Source organism: Yoonia ponticola, from assembly GCF_014199395.1.
Lineage (GTDB): Bacteria > Pseudomonadota > Alphaproteobacteria > Rhodobacterales > Rhodobacteraceae > Yoonia > Yoonia ponticola.
On record NZ_JACIJM010000010.1, the window covers coordinates 1 to 21,243 of the forward strand.

Below are 21,243 nucleotides of genomic sequence, written 5' to 3' on the forward strand. Positions count from 1 at the left end.
AATATTCCATCTTCTTTTTCCCTTGTTCACAGTCATCCTGTGATCTTATCGGGAGCTCGACCTCAGAACAGAGGGTAGCCCAATTACGCATGCTTGGAGCCCAGACCGACCAATGCTGCGTTACGCACGGATGTCCACTAACGAAAGACAGCCAAAAATCTTCAACAACCACTTCGGTTTTGAACTGGTATTTGGCAGCGGAAAATTGGTCATTTATCAGTCGTTCTAAATGGAGGGTTTTTGCGAGTTACTCACACACCTTTAATGGTCGGTCTCGCACCGTGCATGATCTGCCAATGATGCCAACACATAGCATTTATCGGCAATACCGTTCCCCGAGCAGCCGTCTGATATGCGTGCCAGCTCTCGCTCCAGCCGGGTGAGGCTGGCGATCTTCTCGCGCACATACACCAGTTGGCTGGCGGCTATCTCGGAGGCTTCTGCACAGGAACGGTTGGGATGGTTGTTCAACTCGATCAGCGAACAGATCGCTCCGATGGAGAACCCGAGATCCCGGGCATGCTTGATAAAGCCGAGCCGCTCGCGTTCTGCGCGTCCGTAGCGCCGCTGATTGCCTTCAGTTCTTTCGGGCGCACTCATCAGCCCCATCTGCTCATAATAGCGAATGGTAGGAACCTTGACCCCGGTATGCTGTGACAGTGCGCCGATGGAAAACATCAAAACAACCTCTTGAACCTCTAGCTGCTAGAGACATTAAGTTAAGAATATCTCATATCAAGTCAGGAATTGCAGACTCCCATGAACAGTGACACGAAAACACCCGCAAACGCCGCCTTCGACACCATGATCTTCGAGTGGACCGTGTCTGGCATGGATTGCGGTTCATGCGCCACCAAGGTGAGAGGTGCTGTCGAGCGACTGTCCGGTGTTAGCGATATCGAAGTGCTGCCGATGCGGGAACGGATGCGTCTGACACTGGATCCTTCCCGAACCTCACCCGAAAAGGTCGAGGCGACAGTTCGAAAACTGGGTTACGGGGTGAGTACCGCTGACGATACGCACGGCACCGGTGCTTCATCGGGACACGGCAAGGGCGATCACAGCGAAGCAAGCGAAGAAGATCATGGCCGGATCGGTCACGCCCACGATGATCCTGCCGACAGAGGCAAATCATGGTATCAAACCGGCAAGGGGCGGCTGGTGATCGTGACCGGTGCGCTGCTTGCGCTCGCGTGGTGCATCGAACTGTTGACCTCTCAGGACATCGGACTATGGGCGTTTATCCTTGCCTGCCTAATCGGCGTTGCCCCCGTTGCGCGCCGCGCCTTCGCCGCGTTGCGCGCAGGCTTGCCGTTCACCATCGAGATGCTGATGACCATTGCCGCCGTGGGTGCGTTGTTCATCGGTGCGGCTGAAGAAGCGGCATTGGTGGTATTCCTGTTTGCCGTCGGTGAGGTGCTGGAAGGTGTCGCTGCAGACCGTGCGCGGGCCTCGATCCGGGCGTTGTCGGACCTTGTGCCGAAATCTGCCCTTCTGGTCGAAAACGGCACCACGCGCGAGGTCGATGCCGCAACTTTGCAGATTGGTCAGGTCATCCTTGCACGTCCTGGTGCCCGTATCGCAGCGGACGGTGAGGTAACTGAAGGCACTTCCGGCGTGGATCAAAGCCCGGTGACGGGCGAAAGCGTTCCGATCACGCGCAAACCGGGTGATCCGGTATTCGCAGGGTCGATCAACGCCGAGGCTGCGTTGCACATCCGCGTGACGAAGGCGTCCGAGAACAACACGATCTCACGCATCGTCGCGCTGGTAGAGGAGGCCGAGAGCGCGCGCGCGCCGACCGAACGGTTCATCGACCGCTTCTCTCGCTGGTATATGCCGACCATCGTTGGTCTGTCGCTACTCGTCGTGCTGGTGCCGCCACTCTTTGCCGGGGGCGACTGGGGGACATGGGTTTACCGGGGTCTGGCGCTCCTTCTGATCGGGTGCCCCTGTGCGCTGGTGATCTCCGTTCCGGCCTCCATTGCATCCGGCTTGTCGTCGGGTGCGCGGCGCGGCCTGCTGATGAAGGGCGGTGCGGTGATTGAAGCCACTGCCAAGATCGCGAATGTCGCGTTCGACAAGACCGGCACGCTTACGGCGGGGCGACCTGTCGTCACGAATGTAGTCCCGCTGAACGGCACAACCGAGGCTGACATATTGGCCGTGGCGAGCGGTGTCGAAGCTGGATCGTCGCATCCGCTGGCCGAGGCGATAACGACGTATGCGCAGGAGGCAGGCATTGCGCCGCTCGCGTCCAGTGGTGCCCGCGCCATCGTCGGCAAAGGGGTCGAGGCGACGGTGGGCGATGCGCTCGCGTGGGTTGCGTCCCCGGGCTTTGCATCCGACGCAGGCGTGCTGGATGACGCAGGCACCGACGTCGCCGCCAGGATGGAAGACGAAGGCAAGACCGTGGTGGTCGTCTACCGAGAGGGACGCGCGCTTGGCCTGATCGCCATGCGCGACGAGGCGCGCGCCGATGCGGTGGAGGCCCTGCGCCAGCTCAAGGTGCTGGGCGTGGACGGAGTTATGCTGACCGGCGACAATACCCGCACCGCCGCCGCCATCGCCGGACATCTCGGCATCGACTTCAAGGCAGACCTAATGCCCGAGGACAAGGTCGCGGCGATCCGGTCCATAGCCCGCGAGGGCGTTATGATGATCGGTGACGGCATCAATGACGCGCCCGCACTTGCGCAGGCCTCGGTGGGCGTTGCGATGGGGTCGGGAACAGACGTGGCGCTGGAAACGGCGGATGCCGCGATCCTGCGCAACCGCGTCACCGATGTCGCTGCGATGATACGGCTTGCTCGCGCAACCATGGGTAACATCCGCCAGAACGTGACGATCGCGCTCGGCCTCAAGGCCGTGTTCCTCGTCACGACCGTGTTCGGAATCACCGGTCTGTGGATTGCGATACTTGCGGACACCGGCGCAACCGTGCTGGTGACACTGAACGCCCTTCGGCTTTTGCGCTTCAACCCCGAACGTGAAGGATAAGTTCTTTGGTCGCGATACTGACAGCTGTAGCTCTGGCAATCGCCAGTATGACACTTGCGGCGATCCTGTGGTCCGTAGCCCAGCCCGACCGCCGAATTTGGCCGCCACATCGCTTCAGCGCCGCAGTAGCGTGGATCGGCTGGGGCGGCACATTCGCGTTCTTTGCGACCGTGTTCGCTCTCGGCGTCATAGGCTGGGGAGACGCCCCCGTGCCAGGCTGGTTGCGCTACGGTGTGGGGGCGGTCTTGATCCTTGCCGGAAATGCAGGGGTATGGTCCGAGGTCATGGGTTTTGGTGTGAACCAGACCATGGGTGCTGAAGGACAGTTAAAGACAGACGGCCTCTATCGCTTTTCCCGAAACCCCCAGTATGTCAGCGACATCGCCATCCTGATCGGCTGGGCCTTGTTGAGCGCATCATTTGTGGCGCAGCCGTCTGTTATTACAGGCGTCCTCGTTCTGATCGCCTTCCCTCTCGCCGAGGAAAGCTGGCTGAGCGAGCGATATGGGAAAGCGTATCTCGACTACAAAGCCAAAGTGAGGCGGTTTCTATAACATCCGGCAATATCAAATGAAGGTATTTTCAGTCGAAGTAATTCGAATTGGCCGCTCCGCCTGAACCGTGCGGCCAATATCATCTCAGTCAGCATTTTCGGCCAGCCAGTTGGTCATCTGCTCGATTTCGCCGACCTGTGCAGCTATGATTTTTCCGGCAAGTTTGATCATTTGCGGGTCATCACCATAGTCAAGCAGAACCTGCGCCATGTCGATTGCGCCTTGATGGTGGGCAATCATCCCGCAGGCGAATGCCACGTCGGCATCCTCACTCATCATACCTTCCTGCATCGCCGGCATAGTGATCATCATTCGGCGCATATTTTCCTGAACATGCTCGGGCATGGCGTCAAGCTTCATGCCATCAGATCCCATCATTTCGGCCCCCATGCCAACGCTCGGACTGGCGTGGCCCATTGATGAGTGGTCCATTTCACCCATGGTAGTCAAAGTGCTACATTGCTCGGGCATTTGGAACGCTGCGTCCTGCGCGAAAGCAGATGCCGAGATTGCTGTGACGACGATAGCCGTGGATAGTATTGTCTTTACGATGCTCATTTTGATTTCTCCTGTTTTTCCTGATTTTTGAGGGATCAGGCGGAACGGCGTCAAGATGCGATCCAAAGCGTCAGCATCCAGAGGCCCATACCCACCATGATGAGGTTTTCGGTGAGCGAGATGAAGCCAAGCGGCACGTTCGATCCGCCACCAACGCAGGCGCATTTCAACTCACGCTTGTCGATATAGGCCGCTTTGATAACGCTGATCGCACCGATGGTGCCGATGACGATGCCCACCGGGGCCACGAGCCAGATCAGCGCGCTGCCGGTGCCGATCAGAGCCATCATCCCGACACCAGCGTAAAGCTCAAGGAAGGGATAGGCGTAGCCATATGGCACATAGCGCCGCGCCAGCAGGTCATAACCTAGGAAACCGTTCACGAAGCTGCTGACGTCCTGAAGTTTCTGGATTGCCAGCGCCACCATCGAGGTCGCGAAGAACCACTTGAGGAATGTCAGGACAGGAAAGCCGTCATAAAGGTTCAGGATGATCGCCAGTGCCATCAGCGCAGTCGAGCCGAAGATCGCGATAATCGGGCGATAAGTGGTTTCGTCCTCGCCGAGAACCTTCATGCCGAAGTGTTTCTTGAGGTCGGTGTAACCGCCGATCCGTTCGCCGTCGATGAATGTCTGCGGGGTCGCCTTCACGTCGTGCGCGGCCATATATACGTCCACCTTGTCGCGACTTTCCAGCAGATTGTCGTCGATAGTGTAGCCCTTGCATTTCAGCAATGACATTGACTTCAGACCAAAGGGGCAAAGGTGCCCGGGCATCGCCATCCGGTACAGCGAAGCGGTCTTTCCGGTGCCCTTGCTTTTCTCGCGGGCAATGTCGGGGCCGTCGATTGTGTCATTTCCTGTCATGGCGTTGCTCCGTTCGTCAAAGGTCAATCGTATTGTTTATCCCGTTCCGTGCCAGCAGGCGCGTCACCGTTGGCTTTGATATCCTCGATGTAGATCTTCATTTCAGCGATCTCGGCCTCCTGGGCGGCGATGATCGCGTCAGCCAGTGCCCGCACGCGCGGATCGGAGATATTGGCACGCTCGCTGGTCAGGATCGCGATGGAGTGGTGCGGGATCATCGCCTTCATCCAGGCGACATCGCCCACTGTCGCCTGCGTGCGCACCAGCCCTACGCCGACCGCGAACGCGAGAGCCGCGCCAGTGAAGATCGCAATGTTCGCTTTGCGGCTCGTATACATGCCCAGCATGAAGGCGAGCATGATGATCGCCATGACGCCGCCCATGTAAAGCGCCATCCACATCCGCGTCTGCGAAAAGAAGACGTGGTCGAGGGCATATGTGTTTAGATACATCAGACCGAACATCACAACCGTCGAGGTTGCGATCATCGCGCCAAAACGGCCATAGCCCATGCTGCCGCTCTCGTGTTTGTCCATATTTTTTGCCATGATGTGTCAACCTTTCTACTTGAGGCTAAGGATACCCCCTATAGGTATAATAACCCCGAAATTGAAATCGGGTTCCATGGAGACGATATGAAACAGGACAAACAGCGCACCCTTGACCGGCTCGCCCGGCTGGAAGGTCAGGTGCGGGGTATCGCGAAAATGGTCGATGAGGATCGTTACTGCGTCGACATTCTGGCCCAGACTGCCGCTGTCCGCTCCGCCCTGAAAGGGGTGGAGCGGCTGGTGCTGGAGAACCACGCCCACCACTGCGTCGAAGACGCCATTGGCAGCGGCGATCCGAAGGAGCAGCGCAAGAAGTTCAGTGAACTGATCGCCCTGCTCCAGAAAACCCAGACCTGAGAGGTATTCTACTTGCGCGCGGCCAGCAAAATCATTGCTGCGCTGTCATGTCATCGTGGCGGGCGCGAATCTTCTGCGGCCATGTCGACTTGATGTAGCTGAGGACGGCAACGATCTCATCGTCTTTCAGGATGCCCTCGTAAACCGGCATGTCAGAGGCATAATTCGGATCGCCGATCATCTTGCCCACTCCGTATTTGGTCAGGTTGAACAGTGTTTCACCATCATGGTGCCATGTGTGCCCCGTCTCGTCATGCGGCGGCGCGGGCAGCCGTCCATCCGGCCCCGCGATGCGCCAGTCAGCCTGACCTTCCAGATCGGCTCCGTGGCAGGAGGCACAGTTGGCTGCATAGACCTCCGCCCCGAGCGCCACGGTTTCCGGATCGCCATCGCGCAGAACCATTCCATCAGACTCTGCGGGCCCCGTTCCGAATGTGAGGATGGCGGCCCCCGCAAGGGCCACCCCCGCCACGACGATTGCCAACCGTCTCACAATCCGGCCTGATAGAAGACTTTGCCATTTGCCTCCTTGCCACCAAAGGCGATCACATCGTATCGCGCGCTCGGGTCGTTCCCCATGCCCGGAGAGCCGCCGGGCATCCCCGGAACGGCGATGCCGGCAATATCGGGGCGTTCTTCCAGCAGTTTGGCAAGGGCCGCGAAGGGCACATGGCCTTCGACGATATAGCCGTCGATTGTCGCCGTATGGCAGGCCCACAGTTCGCCCGGCACCCCGGCCTCCTGCTTGGGACCTACATAGTCACGCGTATCGGTAGTCTCGACCTCGTAACCTGCCTCACGCGCCAGTGCGACCCAGGCCGTGCAGCAACCGCAGGTCGGGCTTTTCGTGACGTGCATCGTGCCGTGCTCCGCGATGGTCACATGACTGTCGGCGTGCGCCATGTCTGGCATCATCAGGGTCGCGGCTCCGAGGGCCAGTGCAACGGCAGAAAAAGTGGTCGATAGAGATTTGGTCGGTTTCATGGAGTTGTTCCCCTCGAATGGAGTGCGCGGAGGGAAACCCCGTCGCGGGTGTGATAAACTGTCAGGAAATGCGCGCCCGTCTGCGCGCAGGAGACATCACACCAAGCGTGGCGGATCGAGAGTTCCGGCAGGCTCAAAGCCGGTCGGCAGAATCGATGGTCCGAAAGTAACGGATCGCAGCAGTTTCTGCGCCCCACTGTCCATCTTCATCGCAGGAAGGATGGCCGGAAGGACATGACAACCTTGCGACTGCTCCGTGCCGTCGGTGCAGCAGGTTTTATGGTCGGCTGACATGACGGCCGCAGTTTCGACGGACACGTCGGTCGGGCCTAAATGCCTCGCGGCCATCGCCCCGGACAGTGTGGTCGAGAGAACGATCAGAGCGATCATCAGGAGGCGCACGAAATACATGCCATATACCTACAGTAGGTATATGGCTCCGACAAGCAGTCGGAGACTGGGGAAAATCGGTCACGATGAGCTCACAGCGACCTTTTCTGAACCTGCTAAATACACCAAAAAGACCGATATCGGTGAAAATTCCGTTTTTGACGTTGCGCCGCGATATTTTTGCTTTCTAAAGCGGGGCTGTCGATTTAGGCTGAGGGGGTCGGCCCATTATCGGTGATAGCAGCCTATCGAAGGGCTCATGGGTTCCAGTGTGCATTGTGGGGTCAATTTTATAGCGGGCGGCAGGATTGCGAAAAATTATGATGGTCTAAAGCTCGAGTTTTTCACCGATATCGACCGTTTGTTGAACGGTTCACCGAAGCGGAACTTGAAACACATTGAGCCAAGGTCCGAATTGTCCCGCAGTCTGTGAATTTGGCCTCTGATCCCTGCTGCACTCTGCACGAATGGCTGGTTTTCCCGCCGCGCGGCAGCACCGAATTTTACGCTGACGCAGCATTTTCCACGCTGCGAGCGCATGCAGCAAGAAAACCTAACTCACACAATGGGCTCCCTCAAGCCGTTCGCTGCGATCTGCGCGAACGGCTGCTTCGACGCTGCGGCCGTTCACTGAACCGTCTGTGACAGGCTGCTGAACTTATTTGTGAAAAACGACACCAGCCTTCCCTGTGGCGACCAAACGCAAGGGCGGGCGGCTCTGCCACGACGGCGGCCTATCATGTCAGTGAGGGTATCGAATGCCAGGCTCGGACCCTATGATCGGAGGCCGCCTACACATACCTAGGCCGTGACGCTGTGACCGTCACTCTTGGACGGAAACGAAGAATTGTGTTTCTCCACCTAGTTACAGCGCGGCAAACTCAAGAGGTTATTCGGTTCGGCTCCATCGGCCTCGGTTTTCAGGTATTTTCTTCCATTCCGCCTGGCGATGATGACCCAGACAGAGTTGCCATTTACGCTGGTCCAAAAACGCCAAGTGCCGTCTTCGATACCTTTGATGGCAGCGTCGAGCTTAATGCACCAAGGACCACCACTCTTGGAACCAGTAGCACCGCCGATGCTGTCAATACGCCGGTCAGAGTCCGCGCCGTCTGGAATAATGCAGGTGATCTGATGATCCTGTGGCATGAGGTAATGTCCTTCTTTTTAAGATATTCGAGGATGCTAGGTTGAGACGGACCCGCAGAGGTAGATGCTATCTGCGAGCCCTGATTTTGTAGGGTAATAGGCTTAGCAATCAGGAAGATTGTCCAAGTTGTTGCTCGAAGATTTATCGGCGGTCGAGCGAAGGTATTTGCCGGTCGTTCCGTTCACCACGGTTATGTCGACACGAGACGTGCCAGCCTGCTGGACGTAGTAGGTATGCGTGCCGTTTTCGATATCGCGGATCGCGTCAGCCTTCTGCCGTGGGGACCATGCCTCGCCTGATTTGCAAAGCTTGGTGATGTCGCCGTCCTTGTCTTTTCCTGATGCAGTTACTTTTCTGTCGGCCATCCGAGGCACTCCTTGATAATAAAAAGTTCAGTATGGCTTGTGCCATCCCTGTTTGGAGGGGTGCCGGGTATCGTCCGGCACGCCCAATGTTTCAGAGTCGTTTTTTGTTCGGACGCTGCGTGAGCGCAGAAGCCGCCGCTGTCTTTGCCGCCGGGCTGGACTTTGGATTTCTGAGCACTTTTGATGCCGCTGATGCAGCCTTCGCGCTCGTTACTTCGCTGTTCGATTTTGCCATGTTGTTCACCTCCTTCCTTTTCTCTTGTCTCTGGACTTTGCCGAGATGGTCGATTCTCTCTTGACCAAAAATCCAGTACGTTATAGCTTTTATGACGAAAACGTAGGATCGTTCGGTAAAGAAAAAGGCCAAATGGCCCAGTAGGAATTCCTACGATATCGTCATAGTACAGGAGTTATAGGCGTAGTGTCAACTGCCGATGAAACTGATGGTATTTTTGCTGTCCGATTGCGTGCCGCGCGCGAGCAACGGGAGCTAAACCAGACAGAACTTGCAAAGTTAACTGGCCTGCAGCCTGCTGCTATTGGTCACTTTGAAGCGAACCGCCGGAAGCCGTCCTTTGCTAACATTCGCGCGCTGGCCAAAGCACTTGAGGTGTCATCCGACTACCTCTTGGGCAGGGCAGACACCATCAAGGGGGCTACGACAGCATTTAGGAATGAAGAGAGCCTGAATCATGCTGATCGTGAAAGCATTCAACTGATGATCGACACACTTGCAAGGCGGCGGGAGGATCGCGAGAAGTGAGTAAGTTCAGACTCAAAATGTCTCGACTGAAAGGCGAACAAGTCGCAAGCCAGTTTGGGTTTGAGGCGCTTCCTGTCGACCCTTTTAAGATTGCGGAAGACGAGGCCATCGTTGTTGAAGCCAAAGATTCCGAACGTGAAGGGATGAGTGGATGCATTGTCTTTCATGGCGATGACGTTGGCATTATCTACGCTACACACATTCGCAACAAAGGGTTTCAGCGTTTCACGGTTGCGCATGAACTTGGACACTACTTTCTTGAAGGACATCCCGAAGAGATCCAGAAGACTGCGTCGGTTCACTTTTCCAAGGCGGGTTTCACGCAGGGGCACAATTCCATTGAGATAGAAGCTGATCATTTTGCATCAGGATTGCTTATGCCTACGCAACTTACACGCGAAGCCCTTTATGGTGCGCCGGTTGGTCTTGAAGGAATTCAGCACTTGGCAGGGGAAGCTGAAACGTCGCTTACATCGGCAGCAATTCGAGCTGCCGAGTGCGCGCCATATCCTATGGCTGTTGTCGTGAGCCAAGGCGCTCAGATTGCTTACGGGTTTATGTCAGAAAGCTTCAAGCGACTGGATCGCCTGCGTTTTCTTAGGAAGGGTGATCCCCTTCCCTACACTGCGACGCGAAGTTTCAATTCCGAGGAAGAAAACATCTCAAGTCGAAAGTCCATCTGTGATTCAACACGCTTGGCCGAATGGTTTAGTGGAGAGAAGACGATTGCGCTTGAGGAAGAGATCGTAGGCCTGGGCAGTTATGGCTATACGTTGACAGTCCTATCGAGTGACATGCTTCCCGATGATCCAGATGAATTTGAGGATGAAGAAGAAAAGCTTGTAGCAAGCTGGACGCCTAGATTTGCTTATGGCCGGTAGTTTTGATTTTCGTCGTTTAAGTCAGCTTCATTTTACAGAAATGAAGTAGCTATAGAAATCCCGCAACCCCGACGTCTATGCCGAGTTCGCTTTGAGCATAGGTAAGGCAGGGGATCGACGGGCTGACGCCGGCCCACCCCTACCTTGACATTTTCCCTATCATGTTGATCCGCCTGCGGTCCTGTCAGGTCCGAGAAAACGGTCCGCCGCAATTACACGATGTCGTTTCTGGCCGCTCGCCATGCGTCGCGAAGGATCAAGCGGTTAGCTATGACAAAAGCCCCAGGCAAACCCTTTGCTGTTTTGGCAAGTTTTTAGCACCGGTCTGTCACCGCTTGCCCAATCTACCAAGTCTTGAAAGCAGTGCCAGCATTCGTGCGCCTGTTCCGTTTGCGTCACCCGGACGAGCCGCAGTTGGCCCTCCAGCAGTATTTGGTCGGCTCGGCAAGGCTTGCACGCCAAAGAATTGTCGCGCTCGAAGGGCTGCGTATTCAGCCCCAGTTGCGCCACCGATGGCATAGCGATTGTAAACTTGTTGGCTACCTGCAAGCCCTCTGGCGAAGGCATAGCTTCCCCCGAACCCGGCTGAGAGTGCTGGCATCATGATGTTTCCGGAAATTGCCCGAACCAAGAAAGGCGTTGCTATGATGAAACCCTTTGCCATCAGCACCATCATGAAAAATGGGATAAGGGCCCCTATGTTCGAGGCTCCCCCCGGGTCGCCAAGCTCGGCAAGAAGCGCCCGAGAGACCCCCGTGATCGTCGCGAACACTCCGGCGACGACGATCGGATACATCGCGAATGAAATGAGCGCGGATAACCAGCGCGCGAAATAATCCTTGGTCACCTCGAACAGGGTCAAGAAGATCATCACTGGCGCAATGCCAATTAGCAGAGCGATCATGAGCCGGGACGCCACAACAATGAACGCCGCCAACCCGCCAAGAATCGAGAGCAGCAGAACCCCAAGTGTGTCAAGCAAGGCACCCGCCATCCAGTTCAGCTCAGATCCCGCAGCATTCAGATAGTCCCCGAGCGCTGCAATCAGTTCGTCAAATTCCTCCGCAAAGGTACCGGACGGACCAGGTGATCCGCCGCCGACAGAAGCCACAAGTGCCCCGGCAATGCTGTCAATTCCGTTCAGTATTGCTGAGGCAAGCGCATTAAACTGGACCCAGTTTGTCGCGAAGACACCTATTAACCCCACTTTCACGGCGAGCCAAAAGGCCGTTCGCCCGTCCATCGCCCGATATTGGTAGATCGTGTTGATGAAAACCAAAATGACAACCAGTGTCGTTCCCAGAACCAGCAACGTGCCGACCGTTGCTGCGACCGCACCAAACTGAGTTTCGGCAGCGGTATCTAGATACCCTTCGGCCGTTTCAACGAAGTAGGTGACGACACTCATGGATTGCTACCAATTGCCAACTGCTTCGCAGATTGGCATGGCGGCGCGGCGCAGTTCATTTGCCTGCCGTCGGTATTCGGACGTCGCTTCGACCACGTCCCAGTATTCAGATGAAGCATAGCGCTCGGTGTAGAAGCGTACGGCGTCCTCCCAAGTTGGATACCGTGTGGGACAGTCGCAGTTTTGCGAGTCTACGATGCGCTCCATGCTTTGAGCCCGATATATCTGTTGGATCAAAAGGCGCTTATAGGATTCGCGCACATTGATGTTCTGCATCCATTCCGGCTCGGATGGTTGATCTGAGCAAACATTTGGGTGGTTGTCGAGCGTCGGGATCAGGTTCCGCTCTGCTACGCCAGCAGTTGTGCCAAAGATCAAGAGCAGGCCAGCGACTGCAATAGCCCGTGTCATTCGGATGCCGTCTTCATTGCACCAGTCTCACGCTTCAAGAAAGTGGTGTAGCCGTAGTCGCCGGCTTCGGCGGTGATAACCTCCCACCCTTCCGCGCCGCGCTCATTCAAAGCACGTCGCACCTCGTCGTAGTCCTTTTGCTTCTTCACCGGAAAGAACAGGATGTCATATTCAAAGGTTTTCATGGGGAAGTTCCAGTCTCAGTTGCGCCGGGGAGGTAGAATTCGGTGATGCCGCGTTTGCCATCATGGCGACCGGCCTGGATGATTACGTCGATGGAGTTCTCGATGTACTGGATCATGTCGGCATAGGTCATCGGGATCTCGGTCTTGAGTGCGGCGATGGCCAGACGCTGCACGGCAAGTTGCGGGGTTTCTGCGTGCAGCGTGGTCATTGAGCCGCCATGGCCAGTGTTGATCGCCTCGAGGAAGGTCATGGCTTCCTTGCCGCGCACCTCGCCCAGGATGATCCGGTCGGGGCGCATGCGCAACGTTGCGGTGAGCAGCACATCGGCGGTCTGGAACTCCGCATCGCGATTGGCGATGAGGGTCACGGCATTGGGCTGGGTCGGCAGAAGCTCGGCGGCTTCCTCGATGGTGACGATGCGTTCCTCGGATGGCACGTGCGAGAGGATCTTGCGTGCAGCCACGGTCTTGCCGGTGGAGGTGCCGCCAGAGACGATCATGTTAAGCTTGTTGTCGACGCAAAAGGCCAGCGCATCGTCGATCACGCCCGCGACCACCACTTCGCGCAGTTCGTGGGTTTTCTCGAGGCGGAGTTCTTCAAGCTTGCGTTCCTTGCCAAAAAGGAAATCAAGCGCAATTCCCTCGAGCGGCAGGCTTGAGAAGAACCGAAGGCTGATCGACATGGCCGAGAGCACGGCAGGCGGGGTGATGACCTGTGCGCGGATCGGACGGCCCTTGTAAGTGATCGAGACCGAGACGATGGGGCGGTCCTTGCTCATCGTGGTGTTGGCAGAGGAGGCGATCTGGTTGCCGAGGTCCTTCACTTCGGTTGCTGTCAGCTTCTGGTCCAGCTTTCTCATGAAGTGATCGCCCTGGAACTCGCCCCAGCAGGTTCCGTCTGGGTTGATGCAAATCTCGATGACATCGTCGCGGGCGGCGGCGTCGATCCGGTCGAGCGAGGTTTGAAGATAGCTCAGCGACATGGGCTCAGAATATCTCCAGATCGCGGTCGACCATGACCGTGACGCGGGCGCCCTGGTCGACATAGATGACCGGGCCGATCGAGAGGTAATCGCCAATCACACTGTCCGTGGCATCGGCAAGATCATCGCCCACGTCTTCGAGCACATCCGCGGCGGTTTCGTCCTGCACATTTGCAGCGGCTGCACTAGGCGCGGCGGAGATCAGTGAAATCAGCGCGGCCGAGCCGAAGCGCTCGTCAAAGCGCGTGTCGACAAAGCCGGTGACGCCGGAGCGACCCAATTCATCGCCCCCAAAAGAACTGATCTGGATGGTCTGGTTGTCGGGCAGAATGATCCGGTCCCAAGCGATCGTGACCCGGCGCTGCGCGATATCAACGCCCGAACGATAGCGCCCGATGAGGCGGGATCCACGCGGGATCAAGAGCCGAGAACCGTCGAAACTGAACACGTCTTCGGAAACAACGGCCCGGGTCTGGCCGGGCAGAGAGCTGTCGAGGGCGGTTTCCATGACGGCCTGGATCATCGTGCCCTGGATGATCGTGTTGGAGGGGTTGGCGATGACCTCAGCTTGCGTCACCGAAGTGGGCAGCGCACCATTCAGCACAAAATCCGTCACTTCCCCAAAAGTCCGTTCGGTCAAAGCAGTTTCATTTGCGCCTGAGGTGCCGCCAAAGGCGATGGTGGGCGAGGTGATGCGGCGCTCCTGAAACGCGCGCTCCTCAGCAGCGCGGCGTTCAAGTTCCGCGAGCCGTCGTGCTTCTTCCTCGCGGCGCAGCCGTTCTTCTTCCCGCGCGCGCAACTCGTCCTCGGTGGGCCCGGTGGGTGCGGGGAGGGGGCGGTTGGCCTCGAGTTGGGCCAGTTCCAGATCCATGCGGAGTTGCTCAAGGCTGCGATCCCGCGCCGTCAGTTCGTCCTGGAATCGTTGCTGTGCGGCTTCCGAGGCGGCTTGGAGCGCAGCGATCTGAGCGGTCAGCGCGTCGATCGCCTCTGCGGCGGCGGTGTCTTCCTCGACGACCGGTTCAGGGGCGTTGCGCAATTCCTCGATCTGGGCCTGAAGGGCTGCGAGCTGTGCCAGAAGCTCAGCATTGGGCTCGACCGGATCGGGTGCGACGAACACAACCTCGGGCTCGGGCGGGGGCAAGGTCTCGATGGCGCCGAACCCGTCGCCTTCGTTCTGGAACACGTCCGGCGTGGCCGTGGGAAGGACTTCCTCTTCCTCGGGTTGGGACATGAGATAGAGCAACGCACCGCCCGCGCCGATCACGAGGACGACGACCAAAGCGAGCAGCGGTGAGCGCCGTGGGGCAGGGGGCGAACCAGCGCCCTTGCCTTGTTCTAGAGCAGCGAGGCGTTTCTCGAGGTCTGCGTTTCCAGTATCGCTCATGAGCCTACCCCCGCAGGTGGGGTGGCCTCGATGCAGACCACCTCCTCCCCGATCCGCAGCACCCATTGTCGGTTCACGCCTGAAACCCGGATCACGCTGTCCTCGGTGGCTTGCGTGTTGACCGTGTGCTCACGGCCATTGGCGTAGCGGAAGATCGCAGGCACCGGCGCGTTCCGCGGAAATTCGAAATACGTAAACGTCCCGTCATCCCAGACACGGGTGGGGGTGAACTCGGTCCGCGCGCTGGCACCGTAATTATAGTTCGGCGCTTGGGCCGCGATGGCACGTGTGGGCCGCGTATTGTCTTCGGGGTAGCGGAACTGGACCACGTAAAAGGTCGGACTGCGGGTCTCCTCGACGTTGAAGTAATAACTGCGCCTGTTCGTGTAGACGGTCACATTGGTATGCACCCCGCGCGCCACCGGCTTGATCGCGAAGGCCTGACCCCCGGGTACGCCGTCGATCTCGAAGCCTTCCGTGTCGCCCGCAATGATCGAGCGGATGCTCTCGCCTTCCCCGAACTCGACCGTGGTCACATGGGTGAGCGACACGCTGAGCCGGTAGACCTGACCTTCTTGATATGTTGCCAGCCGCACCCGATTGTCATTGGGCCCGCCACGCGGGATGGCTTCGGCGAAAGCAAGGCCGGGCAACAGGGCAATCAGCAATATGAAAAGTCGAACAGGGAACAAATTCAGTTCTCCAATCTGTCGGAGCGGATGGAATATTCGAGGACGGTGAAGCCGAATGGATTGGTCCAGACCTCATCGATGGAGCGGCGGGTCTCCGGGCGGAACTCGAAGAGAAGCGTCGCGGTGAAGAGCCCGGTTTGGACGCCATTGATGGAGGTCAGGCGCTTGCGCAGGCGGACCGTCGAGCGGTTGGTTCCGATCCGGTTGATGCTGAGGATCTCCACGTCGAGCCGCGCATTGGGGCCATAGACCGTCGGCGGGTAGTTTTCATTTGCGCTGTTCCAGATCTGGCGCAGCCCGCTCTCGGCAGCTCCGTCCGAGCGGCGCAGGACGCTGCCGATGCGCAGATCGTTGTCGAGCTGGTTATAGACCTCCCGGTCGGTCACATAGCGGAACACCTCCGCCTCGATGATCGCCTGGTTGGCGGTCACCGAGGAGGCGCCCACCGAGGCTTCGGGGAGTGCAAAGCCGGTGGCGGGATCATAGGGGACAACGACGGGGGGCGGGTCGACATCGAGGATCGAGACAGCCGCGGCACTCAGACAGCCGATGATACCGAAGACAAGACCTGTCAGACCAAGACGCTGCCAAAGCCGTTCGCGGCGCAAGGCACCGTAGACCAGTTCTTCCTCGATGATCTCTTGTTCACTCGCCACCATTCATGCCCCCACGGTCAGTCTGCCCGGAGGTCCGGTAACGTGAAATCCATGAAGCGCTGCTCTTCGGCGATGGTGGCGGCGTCGATCACGCCGCCGGTGCCATCGCCCACGGTTTGAATCGCTTCCAGCTGCCACATCGCCACGAGGGCGATGGCCAATTCAGCTGTCACGCGCGTGTTGAGATCGATGCTTTGCTTGAGCTCTTCCATGTCGTCGATGAGTCCGACAAGGCGGTCTACCCGCTCGAGCGATTGGCCGGCATCCTCATAGCTGTTCTGGGCCGCCGCCGAGACAAGGGCACCGGTGGTGGCCTGCGTCGCCACGCGGTTGGCCCCGGGATTGCCGCTCGTGGCCATTTCCGAGAGGGTGTCATCGTCAAATCCGAGATCGGCCAGCACCCGATCCATCTGGGTTTCGATCTCGCCTGCGCCAGAACCGGACAGGCCGGAGAAATCCCCAGTCTTGATCGCCTCAATCGTGGCGAGGATGTCCCCGAACTCCTGGTCGAGCAGACCGTTCAACTCGTCTTCCATCTCGGTGCGGATGATTTCTGGAAGCTCGGCGAGGCGGGTGAGGGCCTCGTAGGTTCTTTGCAGCTCCGCGAGTTGGTCCGTGAGCAGGCCGAGCTGTTCGCGGAGCTGCGTCAGCTGCTCGTTCTGCAGGATCTCGTCCTCGATCATCTGCCGGAGCTGCTGGATATTTTGCGTGATGTTCTGGGTGTCGACGACGGGCACGCCTTGCGCGAGGGCAGGGGATAGGGCGTCCAGATGCAGGCCAATCCCAAGCGTTGTGGCCAAGGCCGTCCTCAAGAGCAGATGTCCCATCATTCAATCTCCCTGATCGTAAAATCCATGAACGCGCCTTCGGCCATGCGGGCGCTGACCTGGGCCAGCTCTTCGGCGGAGAGCACGCGGGTGCGGGCGGCCTGAAGCCGGATGCGGGCGGCCACGAGACGCACGAGTTCGGCGCGGGCATAGGTGTTGAGCGCGACGCTCTCCTGCACGTCCTCGGTCTCGGAAATCCGTTCGACGATATCGCGGATGCGCAGGGCGGCTTGGCGGATCGCGGCTGGTGAGTTGCTGCCATAAAAGGCCGCGCCATGCCCGGTCATCGAAAGGTTCGCATTGGCCAGCAGAGCAGGGTCAATAGTGCCGAGCGCTTCGATCCCGCCGATACGGGTCAAATAGAGGTTATAGCGTTCGGGGATCACCTGGACGTAGTGCTGGGTCTCGCGGAAGGGCGGCACGCCGCCATACTCGAAAACCCGGCCTGGTCCGGCGTTATAGGCCGCGAGCGCGTTGATGATATTGCCATCGAATGTGTTGAGCTGGGTCGCGAGATAGCGCGCGCCGCCATGCACCTGCAGGTAGGGGCTGTCATAGTATTCCGGGTTGATGCCGAGATCGCTGGCCGTGCCAGGCATGATCTGTGTGAGACCATAGGCGCCGACGGGAGACCGTGCCCCAATCGTAAACCGGCTTTCCTGCCAGATGAGCGCTTGCAGCAGCGCGCGCCATTGGACGGGGGAGAGTCCTGCGCGTCCAACACCCGCAAAGCCGCTGGTCTCCTGAGCCACGCGGATGATGAGCTGCTCGATGTTCTCGGCGGCGTCCCCGAACATCTGCGCACCGCCGGGATTGGGATCGATCTCGCCCGTGCCATAGACCGCCGCCACGGCGCGGTCGGGATCGCCGCTGCCGCTTTCCAGCCCCGAGACCATGGCGGGCAGGCCCTGACCGCCGAAGCTGGTCTGGGCATCGAGGATGCGTTGCAGGGTTTCCAGCTGCTCCCGTTCGATCTCGGCGATGAGTTCGCGCACGGCAAGCTTCTCCGCCTGAACGGCCAAGTCAGCCTCGCGATCGCCAGTCTCGACGATGTCACGCGCGGTCAGCCCACTGTCATTGGTCGGCACGCCCTGAGACAAGGCGAGACCTGGCAGCAGGCAAAGCGCTAGGATATGAGGCAGGCTAGACTTCAATGTCCCCCTCCGGGGTGCCAAGGGGCGTGAAATCGCAATCAGGCGCGACGGGTGCCGTGGACGCAAGGAATGTGAAGCAGTTCGCCTGCGGCTCCCGGTACTGGGTGCAGGAGGCCAGCGCGCCGAGCGCAGCCAAAGCGACAAGAATACGGATCATGAAAGTCTCCAAAAATATGGGCGGTCGCGGTAATCGGCGCCGACAAGCGCTTCGCCCTTTTCCATGCCGCCAAGGATGGTGAGATTGGGTCCAAGCGCGCTCAGATCGGCATCGACGACGATCGAGCCCTGATCGTCGCGGATCAGTGCGAGGCGGCTGTTGCTGCCCGTGTTGAGAAGGACGTCGAGCTCCTTCTCCGTGAGGTTCAGCATGGCGTAGTCCGCAGGCTGCGCGCGGATATTGGGCAGCAGGATCTGCGTCGGCACCGCCTCGACGATGGTCTTGCCGGTCCGGGTGCGCTCAAGCTGGCTGGCATATTGCGTCATCATCACCGCGACGGTGTTCTGCTTGCGCGCAGTCACGAGCCAGTTCGACAACCGTTCGGCGAAATATACGTTGTCGAGCGCCTTCCAGGCCTCGTCGATCACGATGATGGTGGGGCGGCGGTCCTCGATCTCGCGCTCGACCCGGCGGAAAAGATAGGAGAGAACCGCCATCCGCTCCTTGTCGGCCTCGCTGTCGAGAATGCCGGTCAGATCGAAGCCCACCACATCGCCTTTGAGCGAGAACGTGTCCTCGAGGCTCTGCCCGAAGATCCAGCCATAGCGGCCGTCCTCAGACCATTCGAGCAGGCGCTGGTGCAGATCGCCGCCGTCATCCGTAGACACAAAAAGCGATGCGAAATCCCGCCAGTTCCGCAGGGCCGGATTGGTGGCCTGGGCATTCTGGCGCACGACCTCCTGGATGCGGTTGGTCTGCGCCGGGGTCAGGGGCTTGTCGGCGCGGTAGAGCAGGGTTGTGAGCCAATCCGAGAGCCAGGCGGTGCCGCGCGCATCGGTCTCTGTCCAGAGCGGGTTTAGACCCGTGGGCTGGCCGGCGTTCAGGGAGGCGTAGCGCCCGCCATTGGCGCGCACCGCCATCTCCATGCCAAGACGGTAATCGAAGACGAAGATCCGCGCCCCTGCGCGACGGGCCTGGGTCATCAGAAAGGCTGACAGTACCGATTTGCCGGACCCGGGCCGCCCCATGATCAGGGTATGGCCGCTGGTCGGTTCTTTGTCGGGCGATCCCTGCTCGTGATAGGAAAACCGGTAGGCGCTCTGCTCCGGCGTGGGCAAATATGTGACGACCCGGCCCCAGGGGGTAAGTGCTGCAGGTTTACCGAGCTGTGTCCGGTGGAAGGCCGCAAAATCCGCGAAGTTGCGGTTGGTGACGGCGCTGGCGCGGACGCGCTTTGGTTGGTTGCCGGGGTGCTGGCTGAGGTAATGCGCCTTGGCCGCGACCCGCTCGCCAATCATCTTCACGCCTTCGGTTGCGGCGGCGTTCACGATCTCGGCGCTGAGGGTTTGCAGTTCTTCGAGCGTGTCGCAAAAAAGCGTCACGACCATGTGATGCTCGCCGAAGCTTTGGCGCTTGGCCTCGAGATCATCGGCGGCGATGTCGAGGGCTTCCAGGAGCGAGAGGGCTGCGTCCTGGCTGGCCTGCATCTGGCGCTTTTGCCGCTTGATGCGGCCCGCCATGAGGTTCGAATTGATCGGCGTGAAGGAGTGCGTCACGATCATGTCGACCGGCAGGTTCAGCATGTCGAACATGGTGCAGGAGGTGCCTTCCGAGTATTCCCCGATGGTGAAACTCTTGCCGTAGCGATGGCCCACGACGCCTTCCGAGAGTTCGAAATGGTCTCCGTGAAAGGTCACGCGGGTATTGGCGACGTTGACGGACAAAAAGCCGTAGGTGTTTGCAGGGTAGAGCGGCAGCTCGGTGCCCGTGTTGAGCGCGCCCAAAAATCCCACCAACTCTCCCGATCCGGCTGAGAGCAGGCGCGGCTTTAGCTCGGTAAGCCCCGAGAGGAAGACGTTCACGGCCTCACCGAGGCGCTGCAGGCGTTTGCGGGTCTCCTCCTTCAGTCGGTCCGGCGCGCTGCGGCTCAGGAACGGCAGGAGGCCTTTCGGGGGTGGGCGGTGAATGACGGTGAGCGTCAATGTTCTGTCGCGGAGCCCGCTGGTTTCGAGCTTGGCGCGCCAGCGCCGGTCGACCTCGCCTGCGAAGCTGTCCTCACGGATCGGGTCGAGATCAGGTTTGATGGCCTTGGAGACCTTGTGGACGTAATAGCTGAATTCCGGCCCGAGCTGCGCGACGATGCGGGCAAAAAGTGCCGTCACCTTGTCGAGATAGGCATCGTCGGTCGTGTAGCTGTTGATCCCCTCGAGCCGGATGCACCGGAAGAGCTCGTTCACCCGGGTCCGCACAGTCTGGTCGTCAACGAGGCTTACATAGGGCAGCATATGCGCGAGGCGGGTTTCGCGCGCATACCAGTCTGGCGTCATTGTGCGGGCATCGAGCGCAGCATCACGGGGCATAGCTGTCCCCGCCATGAATGGACCTGTTGCGCGTGGGTGGCGTCTCCTGCAGCGCGGTCACCATCACGTCGATGAAACGCGGGTCCCAATCCGCGGCCTTCCACAGCACCGGATAGAGCAGGGCGGCGAAACCCAACACCGCGATGTGCTGGACCCAGACGAACAAGAGCACCGAACCGAAGAGCCAGACCATCGCATACATGATGGGCAGGCCCAGAAGCTTGGGCGGGCGCACGAGGCCGAGAAAGAGAGGCGCGCGCTCAGCCACCGGCAAAGACCGCGGCGACGATGGTGGGGGCGGCGGCAACACCAGCGATGCCCACGAGGACCCAGAGCGCCTGGCGCAGATCGATGATGTTGAAGAACCAGCTGAGAAAGACCCCGAGAACCGCGAGTGTGGCGATGACCACACCAAGAGGTCCGGTCAGCGCATCGACAATGCCCTGCAACAAGCTCTGGATCGGGGAGAGATCGATGCTCTGTGCAAGGGCGGGCTCGGCAATGAACAGGAATAGCGCCAGCGAGGCGACAAAGAGGTTTGAAAACCAACTTGTTTGGAAAAAGCGGTATCGCCAATGCACTGCCGCGCTGCGCGCTCTCGTGACAT

At 59.1% G+C, this 21,243-nt stretch carries 28 protein-coding genes; 6 read left to right on the plus strand and 22 right to left on the minus strand.

Translation table 11 applies throughout. The features are described from left to right. Positions 1 to 261 precede the first annotated feature (261 nt). On the minus strand, positions 262 to 678 hold the full coding sequence (locus tag FHS72_RS14765) for a MerR family transcriptional regulator (protein ID WP_183530474.1): 417 nt from the start codon (positions 676 to 678) through the stop codon (positions 262 to 264). An 81-nt stretch (positions 679 to 759) separates the two neighbouring features. On the opposite strand from FHS72_RS14765, the gene FHS72_RS14770 reads away from it, so the two are divergent. Both FHS72_RS14770 and FHS72_RS14775 read left to right on the plus strand, forming a co-directional pair. Beyond that, positions 760 to 3,000 carry a heavy metal translocating P-type ATPase gene (locus tag FHS72_RS14770; protein WP_246414751.1) on the plus strand — a complete coding sequence of 747 codons (2,241 nt, stop codon included), beginning with the start codon at positions 760 to 762 and terminating at the stop codon, positions 2,998 to 3,000. A gap of 5 nt (positions 3,001 to 3,005) precedes the next feature. Beyond that, the gene (locus FHS72_RS14775; protein ID WP_246414753.1) at positions 3,006 to 3,554 is read left to right on the plus strand and encodes a methyltransferase family protein; all 549 of its coding nucleotides are present in this window, start codon (positions 3,006 to 3,008) and stop codon (positions 3,552 to 3,554) included. A gap of 84 nt (positions 3,555 to 3,638) precedes the next feature. On the opposite strand, the gene copM is transcribed toward FHS72_RS14775, so the two are convergent. Genes copM through FHS72_RS14790 form a run of 3 tightly spaced genes read right to left on the minus strand, consistent with a single transcriptional unit; the run spans position 3,639 to position 5,526 of the window. After that, the gene (copM, locus tag FHS72_RS14780; RefSeq protein ID WP_281378336.1) at positions 3,639 to 4,166 is read right to left on the minus strand and encodes a CopM family metallochaperone; all 528 of its coding nucleotides are present in this window, start codon (positions 4,164 to 4,166) and stop codon (positions 3,639 to 3,641) included. Further along, entirely contained in the window at positions 4,163 to 4,978 is an 816-nt protein-coding gene (locus FHS72_RS14785; protein WP_246414755.1) for a MauE/DoxX family redox-associated membrane protein, read from the minus strand. Before FHS72_RS14785 ends, copM begins: the two co-directional genes overlap by 4 nt. A gap of 23 nt (positions 4,979 to 5,001) precedes the next feature. Then, positions 5,002 to 5,526 (minus strand): DUF305 domain-containing protein, encoded by a 525-nt coding sequence (locus FHS72_RS14790; protein WP_246414757.1) that lies wholly within the window; start codon positions 5,524 to 5,526, stop codon positions 5,002 to 5,004. Between the two features lie 87 nt (positions 5,527 to 5,613). On the opposite strand from FHS72_RS14790, the gene FHS72_RS14795 reads away from it, so the two are divergent. Continuing rightward, positions 5,614 to 5,886 carry a metal-sensitive transcriptional regulator gene (locus FHS72_RS14795; protein WP_183530475.1) on the plus strand — a complete coding sequence of 91 codons (273 nt, stop codon included), beginning with the start codon at positions 5,614 to 5,616 and terminating at the stop codon, positions 5,884 to 5,886. A 31-nt stretch (positions 5,887 to 5,917) separates the two neighbouring features. On the opposite strand, the gene FHS72_RS14800 is transcribed toward FHS72_RS14795, so the two are convergent. The 5 genes from FHS72_RS14800 to FHS72_RS14820 all read right to left on the minus strand — a co-directional run bounded on the left by FHS72_RS14800 (position 5,918) and on the right by FHS72_RS14820 (position 8,775). Beyond that, positions 5,918 to 6,379: a c-type cytochrome gene (locus FHS72_RS14800; RefSeq protein WP_343042700.1), complete on the minus strand. Its 462-nt coding sequence runs from the start codon at positions 6,377 to 6,379 to the stop codon at positions 5,918 to 5,920. After that, a complete protein-coding gene (locus FHS72_RS14805; RefSeq protein WP_183530476.1) occupies positions 6,376 to 6,870 on the minus strand; it encodes a DUF411 domain-containing protein in 495 nt (164 codons plus the stop codon). The genes FHS72_RS14800 and FHS72_RS14805 overlap by 4 nt, the downstream gene beginning before the upstream one ends. A 96-nt stretch (positions 6,871 to 6,966) precedes the next feature. Then, entirely contained in the window at positions 6,967 to 7,281 is a 315-nt protein-coding gene (locus FHS72_RS14810) for a hypothetical protein (RefSeq protein ID WP_183530477.1), read from the minus strand. Between the two features lie 840 nt (positions 7,282 to 8,121). Beyond that, on the minus strand, positions 8,122 to 8,409 hold the full coding sequence (locus FHS72_RS14815; RefSeq protein WP_183530478.1) for a DUF3892 domain-containing protein: 288 nt from the start codon (positions 8,407 to 8,409) through the stop codon (positions 8,122 to 8,124). A 102-nt stretch (positions 8,410 to 8,511) separates the two neighbouring features. Then, positions 8,512 to 8,775 carry a DUF3892 domain-containing protein gene (locus FHS72_RS14820; protein ID WP_047997948.1) on the minus strand — a complete coding sequence of 88 codons (264 nt, stop codon included), beginning with the start codon at positions 8,773 to 8,775 and terminating at the stop codon, positions 8,512 to 8,514. 119 nt (positions 8,776 to 8,894) lie between these two features. Here FHS72_RS14820 and FHS72_RS14825 point away from each other — a divergent pair, with 119 nt between their 5' ends. From FHS72_RS14825 to FHS72_RS14835, 3 genes are all read left to right on the plus strand, one after another. Further along, on the plus strand, positions 8,895 to 9,074 hold the full coding sequence (locus tag FHS72_RS14825) for a hypothetical protein (protein ID WP_183530479.1): 180 nt from the start codon (positions 8,895 to 8,897) through the stop codon (positions 9,072 to 9,074). Between the two features lie 122 nt (positions 9,075 to 9,196). Next, positions 9,197 to 9,538, plus strand: a complete 342-nt coding sequence (locus FHS72_RS14830) for a helix-turn-helix domain-containing protein (RefSeq protein ID WP_183530480.1) — start codon at positions 9,197 to 9,199, stop codon at positions 9,536 to 9,538. A gap of 17 nt (positions 9,539 to 9,555) precedes the next feature. Then, positions 9,556 to 10,419 carry an ImmA/IrrE family metallo-endopeptidase gene (locus FHS72_RS14835; RefSeq protein ID WP_221235439.1) on the plus strand — a complete coding sequence of 288 codons (864 nt, stop codon included), beginning with the start codon at positions 9,556 to 9,558 and terminating at the stop codon, positions 10,417 to 10,419. A gap of 328 nt (positions 10,420 to 10,747) precedes the next feature. On the opposite strand, the gene FHS72_RS14840 is transcribed toward FHS72_RS14835, so the two are convergent. Genes FHS72_RS14840 through FHS72_RS14900 form a run of 13 tightly spaced genes read right to left on the minus strand, consistent with a single transcriptional unit; the run spans position 10,748 to position 21,217 of the window. Next, entirely contained in the window at positions 10,748 to 11,827 is a 1,080-nt protein-coding gene (locus FHS72_RS14840; protein ID WP_183530482.1) for a TrbL/VirB6 family protein, read from the minus strand. Between the two features lie 6 nt (positions 11,828 to 11,833). Then, entirely contained in the window at positions 11,834 to 12,238 is a 405-nt protein-coding gene (locus FHS72_RS14845) for a hypothetical protein (protein WP_183530483.1), read from the minus strand. Further along, on the minus strand, positions 12,235 to 12,423 hold the full coding sequence (locus FHS72_RS14850; RefSeq protein WP_183530484.1) for a hypothetical protein: 189 nt from the start codon (positions 12,421 to 12,423) through the stop codon (positions 12,235 to 12,237). The genes FHS72_RS14845 and FHS72_RS14850 overlap by 4 nt, the downstream gene beginning before the upstream one ends. Beyond that, complete coding sequence (locus FHS72_RS14855; protein ID WP_183530485.1) at positions 12,420 to 13,406, minus strand: ATPase, T2SS/T4P/T4SS family; 987 nt, start codon at positions 13,404 to 13,406, stop codon at positions 12,420 to 12,422. The genes FHS72_RS14850 and FHS72_RS14855 overlap by 4 nt, the downstream gene beginning before the upstream one ends. Before the next feature lie 4 nt (positions 13,407 to 13,410). After that, positions 13,411 to 14,790, minus strand: a complete 1,380-nt coding sequence (locus FHS72_RS14860; RefSeq protein WP_057821935.1) for a TraB/TrbI/VirB10 family type IV secretion system protein — start codon at positions 14,788 to 14,790, stop codon at positions 13,411 to 13,413. After that, the gene (locus FHS72_RS14865; protein WP_183530486.1) at positions 14,787 to 15,482 is read right to left on the minus strand and encodes a TrbG/VirB9 family P-type conjugative transfer protein; all 696 of its coding nucleotides are present in this window, start codon (positions 15,480 to 15,482) and stop codon (positions 14,787 to 14,789) included. Before FHS72_RS14865 ends, FHS72_RS14860 begins: the two co-directional genes overlap by 4 nt. A 2-nt stretch (positions 15,483 to 15,484) precedes the next feature. Beyond that, on the minus strand, positions 15,485 to 16,141 hold the full coding sequence (locus FHS72_RS14870) for a VirB8 family type IV secretion system protein (protein ID WP_183530487.1): 657 nt from the start codon (positions 16,139 to 16,141) through the stop codon (positions 15,485 to 15,487). A gap of 14 nt (positions 16,142 to 16,155) precedes the next feature. Then, positions 16,156 to 16,965: a type IV secretion system protein gene (locus FHS72_RS14875; protein WP_183530537.1), complete on the minus strand. Its 810-nt coding sequence runs from the start codon at positions 16,963 to 16,965 to the stop codon at positions 16,156 to 16,158. Then, the gene (locus FHS72_RS14880) at positions 16,965 to 18,119 is read right to left on the minus strand and encodes a lytic transglycosylase domain-containing protein (RefSeq protein WP_183530488.1); all 1,155 of its coding nucleotides are present in this window, start codon (positions 18,117 to 18,119) and stop codon (positions 16,965 to 16,967) included. The genes FHS72_RS14875 and FHS72_RS14880 overlap by 1 nt, the downstream gene beginning before the upstream one ends. Beyond that, a complete protein-coding gene (locus FHS72_RS14885) occupies positions 18,109 to 18,276 on the minus strand; it encodes a hypothetical protein (RefSeq protein ID WP_170317860.1) in 168 nt (55 codons plus the stop codon). Before FHS72_RS14885 ends, FHS72_RS14880 begins: the two co-directional genes overlap by 11 nt. Continuing rightward, entirely contained in the window at positions 18,273 to 20,636 is a 2,364-nt protein-coding gene (locus FHS72_RS14890; protein WP_183530489.1) for a VirB4 family type IV secretion/conjugal transfer ATPase, read from the minus strand. Before FHS72_RS14890 ends, FHS72_RS14885 begins: the two co-directional genes overlap by 4 nt. After that, the gene (locus FHS72_RS14895) at positions 20,626 to 20,904 is read right to left on the minus strand and encodes a VirB3 family type IV secretion system protein (protein WP_183530490.1); all 279 of its coding nucleotides are present in this window, start codon (positions 20,902 to 20,904) and stop codon (positions 20,626 to 20,628) included. The genes FHS72_RS14890 and FHS72_RS14895 overlap by 11 nt, the downstream gene beginning before the upstream one ends. Beyond that, positions 20,897 to 21,217 carry a TrbC/VirB2 family protein gene (locus FHS72_RS14900; protein ID WP_134016936.1) on the minus strand — a complete coding sequence of 107 codons (321 nt, stop codon included), beginning with the start codon at positions 21,215 to 21,217 and terminating at the stop codon, positions 20,897 to 20,899. Before FHS72_RS14900 ends, FHS72_RS14895 begins: the two co-directional genes overlap by 8 nt. Between the last annotated feature and the right edge of the window lie 26 nt (positions 21,218 to 21,243).

Excerpts from the sequence above, each read along its gene's own strand:
- FHS72_RS14795 (WP_183530475.1), top strand. The coding sequence starts at position 5,614 with ATGAAACAGGACAAACAGCGCACCCTTGACCGGCTCGCCCGGCTGGAA.
- FHS72_RS14855 (WP_183530485.1), bottom strand. The coding sequence starts at position 13,406 with ATGTCGCTGAGCTATCTTCAAACCTCGCTCGACCGGATCGACGCCGCC.
- FHS72_RS14850 (WP_183530484.1), bottom strand. The coding sequence starts at position 12,423 with ATGAAAACCTTTGAATATGACATCCTGTTCTTTCCGGTGAAGAAGCAA.
- FHS72_RS14820 (WP_047997948.1), bottom strand. The coding sequence starts at position 8,775 with ATGGCCGACAGAAAAGTAACTGCATCAGGAAAAGACAAGGACGGCGAC.
- FHS72_RS14835 (WP_221235439.1), top strand. The coding sequence starts at position 9,556 with ATGTCTCGACTGAAAGGCGAACAAGTCGCAAGCCAGTTTGGGTTTGAG.
- FHS72_RS14890 (WP_183530489.1), bottom strand. The coding sequence starts at position 20,636 with ATGCCCCGTGATGCTGCGCTCGATGCCCGCACAATGACGCCAGACTGG.
- FHS72_RS14770 (WP_246414751.1), top strand. The coding sequence starts at position 760 with ATGAACAGTGACACGAAAACACCCGCAAACGCCGCCTTCGACACCATG.
- FHS72_RS14870 (WP_183530487.1), bottom strand. The coding sequence starts at position 16,141 with ATGGTGGCGAGTGAACAAGAGATCATCGAGGAAGAACTGGTCTACGGT.
- FHS72_RS14805 (WP_183530476.1), bottom strand. The coding sequence starts at position 6,870 with ATGAAACCGACCAAATCTCTATCGACCACTTTTTCTGCCGTTGCACTG.
- FHS72_RS14885 (WP_170317860.1), bottom strand. The coding sequence starts at position 18,276 with ATGATCCGTATTCTTGTCGCTTTGGCTGCGCTCGGCGCGCTGGCCTCC.
- FHS72_RS14810 (WP_183530477.1), bottom strand. The coding sequence starts at position 7,281 with ATGTATTTCGTGCGCCTCCTGATGATCGCTCTGATCGTTCTCTCGACC.
- FHS72_RS14815 (WP_183530478.1), bottom strand. The coding sequence starts at position 8,409 with ATGCCACAGGATCATCAGATCACCTGCATTATTCCAGACGGCGCGGAC.
- FHS72_RS14840 (WP_183530482.1), bottom strand. The coding sequence starts at position 11,827 with ATGAGTGTCGTCACCTACTTCGTTGAAACGGCCGAAGGGTATCTAGAT.
- FHS72_RS14790 (WP_246414757.1), bottom strand. The coding sequence starts at position 5,526 with ATGGCAAAAAATATGGACAAACACGAGAGCGGCAGCATGGGCTATGGC.
- FHS72_RS14875 (WP_183530537.1), bottom strand. The coding sequence starts at position 16,965 with ATGGGACATCTGCTCTTGAGGACGGCCTTGGCCACAACGCTTGGGATT.
- FHS72_RS14765 (WP_183530474.1), bottom strand. The coding sequence starts at position 678 with ATGTTTTCCATCGGCGCACTGTCACAGCATACCGGGGTCAAGGTTCCT.
- FHS72_RS14785 (WP_246414755.1), bottom strand. The coding sequence starts at position 4,978 with ATGACAGGAAATGACACAATCGACGGCCCCGACATTGCCCGCGAGAAA.
- FHS72_RS14845 (WP_183530483.1), bottom strand. The coding sequence starts at position 12,238 with ATGACACGGGCTATTGCAGTCGCTGGCCTGCTCTTGATCTTTGGCACA.
- FHS72_RS14860 (WP_057821935.1), bottom strand. The coding sequence starts at position 14,790 with ATGAGCGATACTGGAAACGCAGACCTCGAGAAACGCCTCGCTGCTCTA.